At 73.0% G+C, this 13392-nt stretch carries 11 protein-coding genes and 1 pseudogene; 5 read left to right on the top strand and 7 right to left on the bottom strand.

Going from position 1 to position 13392, the window contains the following annotated elements; all coding sequences use genetic code 11:
* Positions 1-107 precede the first annotated feature (107 nt).
* From K4G22_RS13800 to K4G22_RS13785, 4 genes are all read left to right on the top strand, one after another.
* On the top strand, positions 108-413 hold the full coding sequence (locus tag K4G22_RS13800) for a hypothetical protein (protein WP_228080527.1): 306 nt from the start codon (positions 108-110) through the stop codon (positions 411-413).
* Positions 414-598: 185 nt separating this feature from the next.
* Positions 599-1741, top strand: coding sequence for a hypothetical protein (locus K4G22_RS13795; RefSeq protein ID WP_228080526.1), 1143 nt, complete (start codon positions 599-601; stop codon positions 1739-1741).
* A 74-nt stretch (positions 1742-1815) separates the two neighbouring features.
* A complete protein-coding gene (locus tag K4G22_RS13790) occupies positions 1816-2607 on the top strand; it encodes a hypothetical protein (protein WP_228080525.1) in 792 nt (263 codons plus the stop codon).
* Positions 2608-2650: 43 nt separating this feature from the next.
* Positions 2651-3307, top strand: a complete 657-nt coding sequence (locus K4G22_RS13785; RefSeq protein ID WP_228080524.1) for a hypothetical protein — start codon at positions 2651-2653, stop codon at positions 3305-3307.
* Here the strand turns inward: K4G22_RS13785 and K4G22_RS13780 are convergent.
* Positions 3294-3449 carry a PIN domain-containing protein gene (locus tag K4G22_RS13780; RefSeq protein ID WP_228084295.1) on the bottom strand — a complete coding sequence of 52 codons (156 nt, stop codon included), beginning with the start codon at positions 3447-3449 and terminating at the stop codon, positions 3294-3296. The genes K4G22_RS13785 and K4G22_RS13780 overlap by 14 nt on opposite strands.
* Positions 3450-3645: 196 nt before the next feature.
* Here K4G22_RS13780 and K4G22_RS13775 point away from each other — a divergent pair.
* Positions 3646-5007: pseudogene (locus K4G22_RS13775) on the top strand (AfsR/SARP family transcriptional regulator); the annotation flags it as partial.
* 473 nt (positions 5008-5480) lie between these two features.
* Here K4G22_RS13775 and K4G22_RS13770 read toward each other — a convergent pair.
* From K4G22_RS13770 to K4G22_RS13745, 6 genes are read right to left on the bottom strand one after another with little or no spacing between them, the layout of a single operon-like run.
* Positions 5481-6932: an MFS transporter gene (locus tag K4G22_RS13770; protein ID WP_228080523.1), complete on the bottom strand. Its 1452-nt coding sequence runs from the start codon at positions 6930-6932 to the stop codon at positions 5481-5483.
* Entirely contained in the window at positions 6929-7849 is a 921-nt protein-coding gene (locus tag K4G22_RS13765; RefSeq protein WP_228080522.1) for a DUF6895 family protein, read from the bottom strand. Before K4G22_RS13765 ends, K4G22_RS13770 begins: the two co-directional genes overlap by 4 nt.
* Positions 7850-7851: 2 nt before the next feature.
* The gene (locus tag K4G22_RS13760) at positions 7852-9042 is read right to left on the bottom strand and encodes a radical SAM protein (protein WP_228080521.1); all 1191 of its coding nucleotides are present in this window, start codon (positions 9040-9042) and stop codon (positions 7852-7854) included.
* Complete coding sequence (locus K4G22_RS13755; protein ID WP_228080520.1) at positions 9039-9995, bottom strand: DUF6895 family protein; 957 nt, start codon at positions 9993-9995, stop codon at positions 9039-9041. The genes K4G22_RS13760 and K4G22_RS13755 overlap by 4 nt, the downstream gene beginning before the upstream one ends.
* Positions 9970-11172 (bottom strand): glycosyltransferase, encoded by a 1203-nt coding sequence (locus K4G22_RS13750; RefSeq protein WP_228080519.1) that lies wholly within the window; start codon positions 11170-11172, stop codon positions 9970-9972. Before K4G22_RS13750 ends, K4G22_RS13755 begins: the two co-directional genes overlap by 26 nt.
* Positions 11169-13319 (bottom strand): prolyl oligopeptidase family serine peptidase, encoded by a 2151-nt coding sequence (locus tag K4G22_RS13745; RefSeq protein WP_228080518.1) that lies wholly within the window; start codon positions 13317-13319, stop codon positions 11169-11171. Before K4G22_RS13745 ends, K4G22_RS13750 begins: the two co-directional genes overlap by 4 nt.
* Between the last annotated feature and the right edge of the window lie 73 nt (positions 13320-13392).

The raw sequence follows: 13392 nt of genomic DNA, 5'->3' as shown, positions 1-13392 counted from the left end.
CCCGGCCGGGAACACAAGGCTGACTAGAATGTGGCCTGTTGACAGCCAGGGTCAACGGGACTCAACAGGATCATGTGAGCGACGGGCGATGACCCGATGGGGGAAACGTGAGCGGGGACAGCGATCTCTACATAGACGGTGAAGTGCTCTCCCGGGTGCGAAACAACCTGACCCACATCACCGACATCCTAGATGACCCGGCGGAGGCGATCGAATCCGTCGGCACCGCCTCGGCCGGGGTGCGGGCGCTCTCCGACCGGCTCGGCGACTTCGGTGACGAGTGGAGCTACGGCATCGGTCAGATCGGTGAGTTCGCCCGGGGGGCGGCGGACACCCTGACCCGGATCGAGCAGGAATTCGACGACCTGGACCTCAGCCTGGCGCAGGCGCTCAACGAGGCGAACTCCGGCTAGGAGCGGCGCCACCCGTGGGGACGGCGTATCGGCGCCAACGGCAGCGACATCGGCAGCGACATCGACAACGGCAACGGCAGCGACAGCGGTAACGGGGGACAACGCAGATGACCTTCCCGAGGGAACCTCACATATCCGACTTCCCGGCGCTCGGATTCGTACCGTGCCCCGGCGACCAGACCGCGATGGACACCGTCTCTGGGGAGTTCGGCGACACCGCCGAGGTGCTCGGCGAGGTGAGTTCGGTGCTCTCCGGGTCGGAGGACGGCGAGTGGCGCGGACGCACCGCCCGGGAGTTCCGGCGGATGCTGCGCGACGACTTCCGCCCGAAGGTGGAGGAGGCGCACCAGTCGTTCAGCGGCGCGCACCGGGCGATGGTCGACTGGCTGGTCGACATGGGCGACTTCCAGCGGCAGGCCGACAACCTGGAGCGGGACGCGGCCGCGGCGCTGGCCGAGCTCGAATCCGCCCAGGCCGGCCTCGACGGGATGCCGCCGCGCCCGGGGATCTTCGACCCCGAGCCGGAGACGGACGAGGAACAGGAGGCGGCGGACCGCACCGAGGAGGAGCGGGAGCGGCGGGAGAGCTCGGTCCGGGTCGCCGAAGCGGCGCTCCAGCAGTTCAGGGAGCGGGCGCAGCGGCTCCAGCTGGACTACGACGCGGCCGGCCAGAACATCGCCGGACGGCTGCGGAACGCGATGGATCTGGCGCCCAACGAGCCGGGGTTCTGGTCCTCGCTCGGGGACGCGATCGGCGATCTGATGGACGGCTTCGTCGATCTGCTCGACGACCTCGGCGCCGCGTTGATCGACCTGCTCGCCGAGTGGGCGCCGATCCTGTCGAAGATCGGTGCCATCGCCGGTCTGCTCAGCTCGATCACCGGCCTGCTGGCGCTGATCCCCGGCCTTCAGGTGCTCGGCGTGGTCTCGCTGGCCCTGGGGGCCATCTCGGTGCTGGCCAACTACGGCGCCGCGGTGGGCGAGACCGGAAGCTTCACCTCGGCGCTCGCCGACCCGAACTTCCTGCTGTCGGCCGCGGCCCTGTCGTTCGGCGTCGGTTCGTTCGTCGGCATGACCGCGTTGCAGGGCATGAAGCTCGGGGGCGCCACCGTGAGCGCGGTCGACGACGTGTTCGGCTTCGCCATGCGCAACGGCAGTGCCACCAGCGGCCTGGCTGGCGTGGGGGGGCTCACGGTTCTCACCAACCTCAACGCGGGCGCGGGCCGGTTCATGGACGGCTTCGGCAACGCGAGCACCATCTTCGACCTCAAGGGCACGTTCGTGAATGGTTGGTCGACGAGCGACGCGCCGGTGCGGACCAGCGACTGAGCCCAGCCTGACGGCAGTGGTGGGACGCACCGCTGGCGAGCAAGGACCGACAAGCACGAACTGAGGACAGCGTGATGGAGACGACCGGCGGAGGACCGGCCCACATGGGCAAGTCGGAGCAGCCCGTGGACCCGAGGGTCCCCAGCCAGCCCGGCGGGGCGGACGGGGCGGCGCAGCCGCCGGCGGAGCACATCTTCGGCGGCGGGCCGCCGGCCGCGCTGTATCTGCCGACCGACTGGCTCAACTTCCTCGCGGACGGCGACGATCGGGACGCGGCCCGGCGGCGGTACGAGCGACTGATACCGCAGATCTACCCCAACATGCCGCTGGAGGGCCACCAGGAGATCGTCGACGGCCTGATGCTCTGGCGCGACGGCCTGTGGACGGACGGGTTCCTGGCGCACGGCATCATCAGCGTGCCGGCCCGGGGCAAGGAGAAGGGCGCGTTCTGGCAGATCCTGGTGGCGGCCATGAAGCTGCCGTCCGCCAGTGCGGAGCTGGATACCACCACGTTGCTCCAACGGATGGTCGGCAGCTCGGATCTCGACCACCTCACCCATGTCGAGAAGTACCAGACCGAGATGGGGCTCGGCCTGGGGCTGATCGGCCGCCCGCCGATCACGCTGCCCGGCGGCGACACCGTGCCGGACGTCAACGGCGAGCCGCGCAGAACCGGCATGGCCACCGCGCTCTCCTATGCGCCGGGCGCCGAGTTCGGCATCATTGCCATCGGTAGTTGTCTGGACCCCGAGCAGGACACGCAACTCGCCATGTTGGTGGCGTTGATCGCCGGCAGGTCCAAGCTGATCACCGGCGAGGAGGAGGCCGGTCAGGAGACCGCTGCCCCGGTGGCGCCCGCCGGCTGAGCACCGGGCGCTCCCCCGTGTTACCGACCAGAGAGGCGGAACCGTGACCCGAGCCCCACTTCCCCATACACCGAGGCACGAGTTCCCACCGGATCAGCGGCGGGCGCTCACGCTGGGGCACATCGGCGAGTGCGGTATCGAGCGGGTCGCGCAGCATCCGGTGTCCTACCGCAGATGGGGCGGCGCGGGCCTGATGATCGGGCTGACGCTCGGGGTGTTCCTGGCCCTGGGGATCGCGATCGGGGTCAGCGTGGCCACCAGCGACGACGCCGATGTCCCGTTCTTCGTGCCGGTGTTGGCCGGGGTGGGGTGCTGGGTGCTGCTGGTCGGGCTGCCGATCGTGCTGCCCCAGGGCCTCAAGGCCGCCCGCAGCAGGCGTCGGTTGGCGGCGGCGGTGCCCGCGTCCGGGGGGTATACGCAGGCGTTGCCGGGGTTCGCCGGGGAGACGCCGGGTCAGATCACCTACGGGGACCGCTGGTTGCGGCTGCTCACCACGCAGGGTCCGGCGTGGGGCGTGCCGTTCTCCAGCGTCTATGTGGTCGAGGAGCTGCCGCCCAAGGGGCTCTTCGGGATGCCGGGCATCGATGTGCTGGCCACCGACGGCACCTGGACGGAGATCCGCGTCACCGACAACCAGCAGCTCCTCACCACCCTCGAACAGTCCGGCACCCCGGTTCTCCGCGCCGTCAAACGCCTCTGACCCGGGCGCGCCACAGGTCGTCGGGCAGGAGGCGGAAGGCGTGGCCGCCGGTGAGAGGGGTGAGGGCTCGGAAACCCCGGCGGTCGAGGGTCAGGATGGTCTCGGTGTCATACGACTCGGCCAGGACCACGTTGTCCGCCATGCCGTCCGATACGGCCTGGTCGATCTCCTCAGCGGTGACCGGCGCGGTGGGCGTCGCGGGCGCTGGTTCGGGCGGAGGGAACTATCTGGGGGGAATTCCCCGATGCTGGCGGGGGCGTCTCGTGTCACGGTGACTACTCGGCGGTAGTACCGCCCTTTCCCGCCGTTGGACACCGAGTTGCCGCAGAGAGTGACGCATGTCTAGAACTTTATGTTCCGGACTTACGCCGGGAGCCCTCAAATTCTCGGTTCTGGGTCCTTTGACCGCTGAGTACGACGGCAGGCCGTTGGTGCTCGGGCCGCTCAAGCAACGTCTGGTCCTGGCGACGCTGCTGCTCCGCCAGGGCGCCGCCGTCTCGGTCGACGCGTTGGCCGAGGCCGTCTGGAACGACGATCCGCCCCGGACGGCTCGGAAGAACCTCCAGGTGTACGTGTCCGCGTTACGGCGGGCCCTCGCCCCCGCGGGCGACCGGCTGGTCCAGGCTCCCGGGGGCTATCTGTTACGGATCTCCGAGGCCGAGCTGGACGCCTCCCGGCTGCGGGCCCTCTCCCAGGCCGGCCGCCGGGCGGCGGAGGACGGCGACTTCCGGCGGGCCGCCGAACTGCTCGGCCAGGCACGGGGGTTATGGCAGGGCCCGGCGCTGCCCGAGCTGACGTGTTCGGAGGCGATCCGGCAGGTCTCGGACCGACTGGCGTTCCGGCACCTCACGTTGTCCGAGGACTGGGCCGAGGTGGCGCTCAAGTCCGGGCAGGTCAACGAGGTCGTCGATGTGACGGCGGAGCTGGTGGAGCGCCATCCGCTGCGGGAGCGGCTGCGGGCGGCGCAGATGTCCGCGCTGCATCTGGCGGGACGTCGATCCGAGGCGTTGGCGACCTTCGACGATCTGCGGCAGCGGCTGGCCCACGAGTTGGGGCTCTCGCCGAACGCCGCGCTTGAGTCGCTCTACCGTTCCATCCTCACCGAGCCCGCCGTGGGTCCGGGATCCCCGGTGAGCGCTGTGAGCGCCGTGAGCTCCGTGCGCGGTGGGCCGCCGCGTTCGCCCGTGGTGCTGCCCGTGGACATCCCCGACTTCACCGGACGGGCCGCGGAGACCGCCCGGCTGTTGGAGAACGCGGCCGTCGGAGCCACCAGCGTGGTGGTCGGCCCCGCCGGCGTCGGTAAGACGGCGCTCGCCGTGCACGCCGCCCACCAGCTCGCCGGCGAGTACCCGGACGGCCGGGTGCTGGTCCGGCTCAGGGACGAGGACGGTGCCCCCCGTCCCCCGTCGGCGGTCACCGCCGAACTCCTCGCCTACGCGCGCCTGACCACCGGCAGGTCGGCGCGGCTCGGCGACCCGGATCTGGAGGCGGCGCTCTGGCGCGGCTGGCTCGCGGACCGCCGGGTGCTGCTGATCCTGGACGACGCGGTCACCGAGAGCAGCGTCCGCCCGCTGCTGCCGGGGGCGGGGCGCAGCACGGCGATCGTGACGGCCAGGACCCAGCTCGGCGGGATCACCTCGGCGCGGCGGATCGCCTTGGAGTCGTTCTCCTCGGCGGCGGCCCTGGACCTGTTGGCGCAGGTCATCGGGCACGGCCGGGTGAACAGGGACCGTGCGGCGGCCCGGCGTATCGTCCTGGCCTGCGGCCGGCTGCCGCTGGCGGTGCGGGCCGCCGCGCAGAAGCTGGCGGTGCTGCGGCATCTGCCGCTTGAGGAGTACGCCGAGCGGCTGGCCCATCCAGGCGCGGTGCTGGACGAGTTGACCGTGGGGGACCTCGACGTCAGGGCGCGCGCCGCCGACGCCTGGCGGGGGGTGGCGGAACACCATCTGGCGTTGGTGGCGGCGCTTTCGGCGCTGCCGCCCGGCGGCACGTTCCGGATGGAGCAGTTCGCCCGGATGCTGGGCGGCGGCCCGGGGGAGACGCGCAGGGCCCTGGAGACGATGATCGAGGCGGGTGCCGTGCTCTCCCCACCGGCCGAGGCCCGTTCCCACCGCGCGGAGTATCTGCTGCCGTATCTGCTGCATCTCTACGCCGGCGAGGCCGGACAGCCCGTTCACGGCGCCGGCCGCTCCGACGCCGGTGTCCGCTCCGACGCCGGCGCCGGTTCCGCGCGTTCGACGGGGTCCGCGTGTTCGACGGGGTCCGGGGGGTCCACCGGTTTCCCCTCCGGGGTGTCCGGGTCGGGGAGGGCGAACCTGGCGTAGACGCCGGAGGCCATGACGATCAGCCCCGACACCGTGAAGATGGTGTCCGTCGCGCCGAAGTCGATGCCGAGCAACGTGGCGTCGAGGTCGCGTAGCACCGTGCCCGCGAGCCAGCCGGAGAGCACCGCGGCGAGCATCGCCGCCATCCTGGTCACCGGGTAGAACACGGCGAGCACCCGGCCCCGGTAGGCGGACGGGGCCGCGCCGAGCAGCAGCGGGGCCATCGCGGTGTTCAGCATGGTCAGCGGAACGGTGAAGAGGAACAGCACGACGACGCCGCCGAGGAACCCCGTCTGCCGCGAGTAGACCATCAGCAGCGCGCCGCTCACCAGCAGCGCGATCCAGGTGGTGCGCCGCGCGCCGAACCACTGCACCACGCGGCCGGCGCAGAGCGCGCCGGTGATGCCGCCGATGCCCATGGCCATCCCGATGTAGCCGTAGAGCTTGGCGGAGGCGTCGAGGGTCTCCGTCACGAAGAACACGTTGAGCGTTTCGAGGGCGCCCACGCCGAACTGCCCGATGGAGGCGAGGATCACCAGCGCCACCAGGAACCTGCTCCGCGCGAAGAACCTCAGCCCGGCGACGAACTCCCGCCACACGCCCTTCCGTTCGGGCGCGGGGTCGACGGAGTCGGGCGCCGGTTCCGGCACTGGTTCGGGGGTTGGTTCGGGGGCCGGTTCGGGAGTGGGGGACCTGACCGCGCGGATGGCGAGGAACGACACCAGATAGGCCGCCGCGTTGAAGAAGAGCGACCACTGCACTCCGGCGGTGAAGAGCAGCGGCGCGGCGAGCGGCGGCCCGATGATCCAGGCGGTCTGGCTGGTGGCCTGCGTGATGCCGGCGGCGCGGGCGCGGTCGGCGTCCCCGGTCACCAGGTCAGCGATGATCGCGAACCGCGCCGGGGTGAAGAACTGGGCGGCGGTGTGCAGCAGCAGCACCGTCAGATAGACCAGGCCCAGCCAGACGGCCACCGGCAGGGTCCGCGTCGGCAGGATCGAGACGATGGCCAACGTGCCGACCAGAAGGCCGCGTACCACCTCGGTGCGCAGCATCGTGGCGCGTTTGTCCCAGCGGTCGACGAAGACACCGGCGAGCGGGCCGATGCCCAGCACGGCGATGCTGGTCGCCATCAGCACGCCGCTGACGGCCATCGGCGCCCACGGTTCGCCGGCCGCCAGATCGGTGGCCACCCACAGCACCAGGGTGGTGCTGAAGACGGCGGCGCCGACGGACGAGACCGCCTGCCCGATCCACAGCAGGGTGTAGTCGCGGTTGATCAACACGAACCGGCGCCCTCTCATCGCGGGCTCGCGGCGGAGAGGGTCAGCGCCATCAGGGCGGTCACCAGGGTCGTGTGGTACGCCTTCGCGAAGGTCTCGGCGGCGGAGTCCCCGGCGACGGCGGCGAGTTCGGGGCTGCGCCCCGGTAGGCTCCCGTCGGGTTCGGCGGCCCGCGTCAGGCAGTCGACGGCCGCCGCGCCGGCGGCGTCCCGCAGGGGGTCGGCGCCCAGCACGAACTGGGTGAGCAGCAGCTCGGCGGCCAGGTCCCAGAGGTCGTGTGCCACGCAGTGGCGCAGCAGCGCCGCCACCAACTCCCGTGCGCGGGCGGTGTCCTGGGCGGGAAGCCCGGGGTCGGCGTGGCCGAAGTCGCCCAGGTAGAAGGTGGCGTGGGTCAGCCGGTACGCGTCGCCGGTGGTGAGCGGCGGGGCGCCGGGTTCCGTGGCCGCGCGCAGGGTGACGGGCGGGCTGTGCGGGACGAGCTCCTTCAGCGGCTCGATGCCGTGCGGGGCGCCGGCCTTGTCCGCGTAGTAGCGGATCTCGATGCGCTGGTAGGGCGTCTTCCCCGCCGGGGTGAGGAAGCCGGGCGCCACCCCTGCGAGCGCCGCGCGGCGGCGGCCGGCGTCGACGGGGCGCGGCGCGAGGGCCGCGAAGATCAGCGCGTAGGAGGAGGCGGTCGCCGGCCGGTCGGCGAGGAGACGGGAGAACCCGTCGGCCGCCCACAGCCGTCGGACGAGGTCTGGCGCCGCCCCCAACTCGGCTGTCGCGCCGTCGAGTCGGGCCACGCAGTGGCACAGCAGCGCCAGTTCGAGCGCTGCCTTCGCCGGCGGGTGGGCCGCCGAGGCGGCGCGGTCGGAGAACGGGTCGAAGTGGTCGAGACGCGTCACGAGCCAGTCGAGTGCGCCGGCGGCGAGCCGGTCGACGGAGCGGGAGGTGACCATCGCTACAGCCGCCCCGTCTCGTGCAGGTAGTCCAGCAGCGCCGCGTCGACGCTGTCCCGGAACGTGCGGAGCGTCGCGCCGTCGTCGTGGTAGCGGTAGAGGTCCTCGCAGCCGATCCACCGGTCCTTGGTGACCTCGTCCGGCAGATACCCGCCGGTGACGCTGCCGACGTCCCAGTCGGGTTTGCCGGCCGTCTCCCAGCAGCTGGCCAGCGACCCGTCGGCGCTCACCACCGCGCCGTAACGCCCGCCGGTGTGGCCGCAGGTGGAACAGGACCGGTGGGCGTCCGGACGGTTGACGGTGAAGCCGAGGTCCAGCGCCCGGCGCTGCCAGCGGCTGAACGTGGCGGCCAGTTCGCCGCTGTGCAGCAGATCGTTGGCGTAGCCGATGCCGACGTCGCCGACCCGGGCGAAGTACAGCGAGCACCGGGCGGGGTCGAGCTGGGACGCGAGCCGTTCGACCAGCGCGTCGATGCCGTCGAAGTTCTCCTGTGACACGTTCACCCGCAGCCCCCAGCGGAGCGTGGAGACCTCCGAGGCGCGGGCGATGTTGCGGACGATGGTGTCGTAGGTCCCACCGCCGTCGGCGCGGGAGATCCGGATGCGGTCGTGGTCGGCGCGGTCGCCGTCGAAGGTGACCTGGACCGAGTCGAGGCCGAGGTCGCCGAGTCGGCGGGCGAGCGCCGGGGTGAGCAGCGTCGCGTTGGAGATCATCCAGGCCGACGTCCGCCCGATGTCGTTGGCGCGTTCCAGCAGTTCCAGGCAGCCGTGCGGGTTGAGCAGCGGCTCGCCGCCGAAGAGCAGGACGCGCAGCTTCTCCAGGCCGACGGCCGCCATCTGCCGGCGGGTGAAGTCCAGCACGGAGGTGATGGTCGCCGAGGTGAGCCTGGTCCTCGGCATCCTCGGTGGGCGGCTGCCGCCGGTCGGGTCCTGCGCGATGTTCTGGAAGCAGTAGCCGCAGCCCAGGTTGCAGTGGGTGCTGGTGAGGACGGTCAGCGCGTAGGAGCGGACGGCTCCGCCTGAGAGCAGCCCCCTCTCCAGCAGTTGGCGTCGCGCGCCGGGCCGCAGCGATCCTTCGGGGGTGACATGCCCGTCGCCGAGCCGGGCGACCCCGCCGGGGCCCAGGAACCACCAGTTCCGTTCGCCGTGCAACAGTCGTGCGCCCACGGCGCGTTCGGCCTGGTCGAGACTCACCTCTGCCCCCGTTCCGCTGGGGCGCCGGTGAGCGCCCCCGCCCGTCCCGCGGTGATCAGCAGCGTCGACAGGGCGGTGCCCAGGGTCGGCTGGTAGGAGTTGCGGAACCGCTGCTGGGCGGTCGCCGCCGGCGTGCTCCGGGTGTCGGCCGTCCTGCCGGGGATGGCGCCGTGCGCCGTACGGGCCCGCGTGAGCATCTCGATGCCGGCCCGGCCGGCGGCGGTGCTCGCCGGCCGCTGGCCCAGGCAGTGCTGGGCGAGCAGCAGCTTCGCCGCGTAGTCCCAGGTGCCCCGCCGGACGCTGAGTTCGAGGAGCTGGCGCACCGTGTTCCGCGCCCGCTCCACCTCGCCTCCGGTGAGGCCCGGATCGCGGAAGCCGAAGTCGCTGAGGTAGAGGACGGTGTGGGTGATCTCGCAGACGTCGAGCGACGCGGCCGGGAGGTCGTCGCAGCGGGCGAGCAGGCTTCGGGCGTAGAGCTCCTGGTAGGACGGGAGTTGGTGTGCCGCGCCGGCGAGATCGGCGTAGTACCTGGTCTCCAGCTGGAGGTAGGGCATCTTCCGGCGTGGCGTCAGATAGCCCTCGGCCGAGAACCGCGCCAGCAGGCCGCGGTACGGCTCCGCCCGGCCGCCGGCCGGCGCCAGGGCGGCGTAGGCCAGCCACAACTGCCGCGCGTAGCGCGGGTCGAGACGATCCGCGTGTGGGAAGTCCGGGCGCCGCCACGCCTGTTCCACGATGCCCGTCACCTCCCTGAGCCCGTCGTCCGCCGGCTCGGTCCTGGCCCAGTAGTGGCGGAGCAGCGCCAGCTGGAGCAGTGCCTTCACCCGGGGCGTGAGCGGCAGCTCGGCGCGTCCGGCCGCCGAGTCGAGGTATCCGGCGTGCAGCACCAGCCACTGCCGGGCGCCGGCCGAGAGCCGCGCCACGGCCTCGTCAGTGTCGGCTGATCGTGTATCCATGGAACTCCTCGGGGTCACGGATGCCTTGGGCCACCCGCTCGACGGTGTCGGCCGCGCGGGCCGCGCCGTCGACGGACGCCAGCCGGTCGCCGAGCTCGCGGGCCCGCGTTCGCAGGCCGACGTCCCGCCAGGTGGCCGCCACCGGCGCCGACGGGTCGGCCGACGTCTTTCCGGGGTCTTGGGGCACGCGCACGGCCACGCCGGCCCGCTCGCAGGCGAGGGAGAGCAGCGGCTGTTCGGAGCCGTTGGGCGAGATCGCCAGCGGCCGGCCGCGCAGCAGCGCGCCCAGCACGGGGGCCGAGGTGCCGTTGGTCAGCACCAGTCCCGCGCGGTCGACGAGCGGACCCAGCCAGCGCTTCCGCACCAGCAGGATGTCCGCCTCGGGCGCCGGCGTCGGGTCGGCCGACCTGCCCTGCTCCACCACGGCCTGGAACCGGCCGCCGGTGAAGAGCTCGTTGAGCCGGGGCCAGAGGCTGGCGCCCCCGAAGGCCCGGCCCAGATGGACGTAGACGACGGGTTTCCCCGACCGCGCCAGCCGGCCCTCGATCTCGGCGAGCTCCGCCGGGTCGGCCCTCGGCTCCCAGGCCAGCGGGCCCACATGCGTGACGGGCGCGGGCAGTTGGGCGCCCGGGTACTCAAGCGCCGGATCGCCGCGGAGCAGCAGCGCGTCGCCCAGCAGCGGATCGGCCCAGCGGGCGGCGCGCGCCGACAGGCCCGCCTCCTCCCGCACCTGGGCGTGGAGCTTCCGCGACTCGTGGGTCCGGCTCTCCCTGGTCCTGCCCAGCTGGGGCTCGCCGTCCCCGCCCGACCGGTAGTCCCACAGATGCACCGCGAGCCCGACCACCACCACCGGAAGGTCCAGTTTCTCGGCGGCCAGCAGGGCACCGTTGCACAGCACCGAGGTGATCAGCAGATCGGCCCGCGCGGCCCTGGCCGCCCGGACCGTCGCCCGGTACTGCGCCAGCCCCGTCGGCCCCCACCAGGTGGCGGAGAACGCCCGCCGCCCGCCGAGGTCGTCGGCCGCGACGAAGGGCAGCCCCGCCTCGGCGACCACCGGGGCGGCCGAGGCCCGGCCCAGCACGTCGACCCGGTGGCCACGGCGCCCCAACTCCCGGCCGACGGCGAGCGTCGGATAGAGATAGCCGCCGTCGCTCAGCGGACAGAGCAGCACCCTCACGCGCCCTCCCGCCCTCGCTCGGCCGGCGCCGCCAGGCCGAGGTGCGCGGCGAGGAACGCCAGGCACTCGGCGCGCAGCGCCACCGCGCTCGACGCCGCCCGGTCGCCGTGGCCGACGCCGTGCTCACGGCGCAGCAGTACGGGCCCCGGGCCCGAGGTGGCGTGTTGCAGCGCGGCGCACATCTTCCGCGCGTGCAGGGGATCCGTCCTGGTGTCGCCGTCCGACGCGGTCAGCAGCACCGCCGGATAGGCGGTGCCGGGCGTGACCCGGTGGTAGGGCGAGTAGCTCAGCAGGGTGCGCAGTTGGTCCGGAACGCTGGCGCTGCCGTACTCGGGCACCCAGCTGGGGCCGAGCCCCGAGCCCTCGTAACGCACCATGTCCAGCAGCGGGGACATGCACACCACAGCGGCGAATGACCCCGGCCACTGGGTGAGGGCCGCTCCCACGAGCAGTCCGCCATTGGAACCTCCGATGATCCCGAGCCGCCCTTCGGCGGCCCATCCGCTGGTGACCAGATGCCGGGCCGCGGCGGCGAAGTCGTCGAACGAGTTCTGCTTGTGCGCGCCGCTGCCGGCCCGGTGCCACTCCTCGCCCTCCTCGCCGCCGCCGCGCAGCCCCGCCCAGGCGAACGCGCCGCCGGCCCGCACCCAGGCCAGGATCTGCGCCCGGTACCGGGGGGACATGGTCTGGGCGAAGCCGCCGTACCCGGCGAGCAGCGTCGGGCGCGGCGTGTCGGGCCGGCCGGTCGGCGAGATCACGAACATCCGCACCGTCGTGCCGTCCGAGGACGGGAAGGCGATCTGCCGGGTGACCGCGCCGTGCCGGTCGGGCGCTTCGCCCGGGTCCCGCTCCCAGCGGGTCACCCGCAGGGTCCGCGCGTCGAAGCGGAGCACCAGGGGCGGCGTGCCGAAGTCGGTGTAGGCGAACCACGCCTGGTGGCTCCCGTGCGGACCGGCCGAGAAGTCCCCCACGGCGCCGACGCCGGGCAGCGGCACGGTGGCGAGGAGCCGTCCGTCGACCAGATCGTGCGCGGTCACCTCGGCCGCCATATGGCGGGTCCAGGCCACCAGCCCGACGGGACGGTCGAGTTCGGGCCCGGAGAGCACCAGAAGATGGGTCAGGACCGCGTCGGGCCGCTCCGCGATCACCTCCCGCCACGCGTCGGGGCCGAGGTGCGCGTCCGCCGGCCGGCAGGCGACGACCCGGCCGCGCGGCGCGTCCCGGTCGGTGCGCAGCCACACCGGATCGTCGGGCCCCGTGTCGGGGACCGCGTGCAGGCGGGTGGCCGCGTCCCTGCCCTCCTGGACGGGGCGCAGCCGGGGCCGGTCCGGTGGGTCGAGTGTCAGGTCGGCGAGATAGAGATCGGTGCCGCGCCCGGTGCCCAGGGTGGCCGTGACACCGAGCCAACGCCCGTCCGAGGTCACCGAGACGCTGTAGAACTGGGTCCGCTCCCGGCCCTCGCCGAACACCGGCACGTCCGCCTCGGGCGCGGTGCCGACCCGGTGCAGATAGACCCGCCGGTGGTAACGCGCCTCGTTCGGGCGGGCCGTGGGGTCCAGCGGGTCGAGATGGCGGACGTAGTAGAAGGCCCCGCCGCCCGGCAGCCAGGCGACGGGGGACCGCCGCACCCGGCGCACCGGACCGTCGACGACCTTTCCCGTCGCCACCTCGATCACCAGCAGCTGGGAGTCCTCGGTGCCGTTCGACGACACCTGGTAGGCCAGCAACTCGCCTTCCAGGGACGGTTGCCAGGCATCGAGGACGGTGTGGCCCGTGGGGTCGAGCACCGAGGGATCCAGCAGTACCCGCTCCGTCGCCCCCTCGGCGACCGCGAGCACGGGATGCTCCTGGCGGGCCGCCCGTCGCCGCCAGAAGACCCGGTCCCCGCAGACCTTGGGCGACATGGCGCGGCTGACGGCGGTGAGCCGCGTCACCTCGTCGTGCCACTGGGCCAGCCCGGGCCAGCTCGCGCGCTCCGCCTCGTAGAGGGCGTCCTGCGCGTCGCTCCAGCGCGCCGTCGCCTCGGCCTCCGCGTCCTCCAGCCAGCGGTACGGGTCGGCGACGCGCTCGCCGTGCAGGTCCTCGCTCACGTCCTGCCGGGCCGCGTGCGGATACCGGCGCTGGGTGGGTGGCACGACGGAGGTCACTCGGCGCTCCCTTGATGGCGTGACGGGCTGCTGCGGTGCCGGCTCCCGGGCCCGCGGTCCGCCCGAATCCCAC

Origin of the sequence: Streptomyces profundus (assembly GCF_020740535.1) — a bacterium.
Lineage (GTDB): Bacteria > Actinomycetota > Actinomycetes > Streptomycetales > Streptomycetaceae > Streptomyces > Streptomyces profundus.
The sequence above is the reverse complement of the archived record's forward strand: the minus strand, read 5'-3'. Positions and strand labels throughout refer to the sequence as shown.

Bases quoted from the DNA above. Each gene is read 5' to 3' on its own strand.
- K4G22_RS13795 (WP_228080526.1), top strand. From the start codon at position 599: ATGGACACCGTCTCTGGGGAGTTCGGCGACACCGCCGAGGTGCTCGGC.
- K4G22_RS13790 (WP_228080525.1), top strand. From the start codon at position 1,816: ATGGAGACGACCGGCGGAGGACCGGCCCACATGGGCAAGTCGGAGCAG.
- K4G22_RS13780 (WP_228084295.1), bottom strand. From the start codon at position 3,449: ATGGCGGACAACGTGGTCCTGGCCGAGTCGTATGACACCGAGACCATC.
- K4G22_RS13770 (WP_228080523.1), bottom strand. From the start codon at position 6,932: ATGAGAGGGCGCCGGTTCGTGTTGATCAACCGCGACTACACCCTGCTG.
- K4G22_RS13765 (WP_228080522.1), bottom strand. From the start codon at position 7,849: ATGGTCACCTCCCGCTCCGTCGACCGGCTCGCCGCCGGCGCACTCGAC.
- K4G22_RS13755 (WP_228080520.1), bottom strand. From the start codon at position 9,995: ATGGATACACGATCAGCCGACACTGACGAGGCCGTGGCGCGGCTCTCG.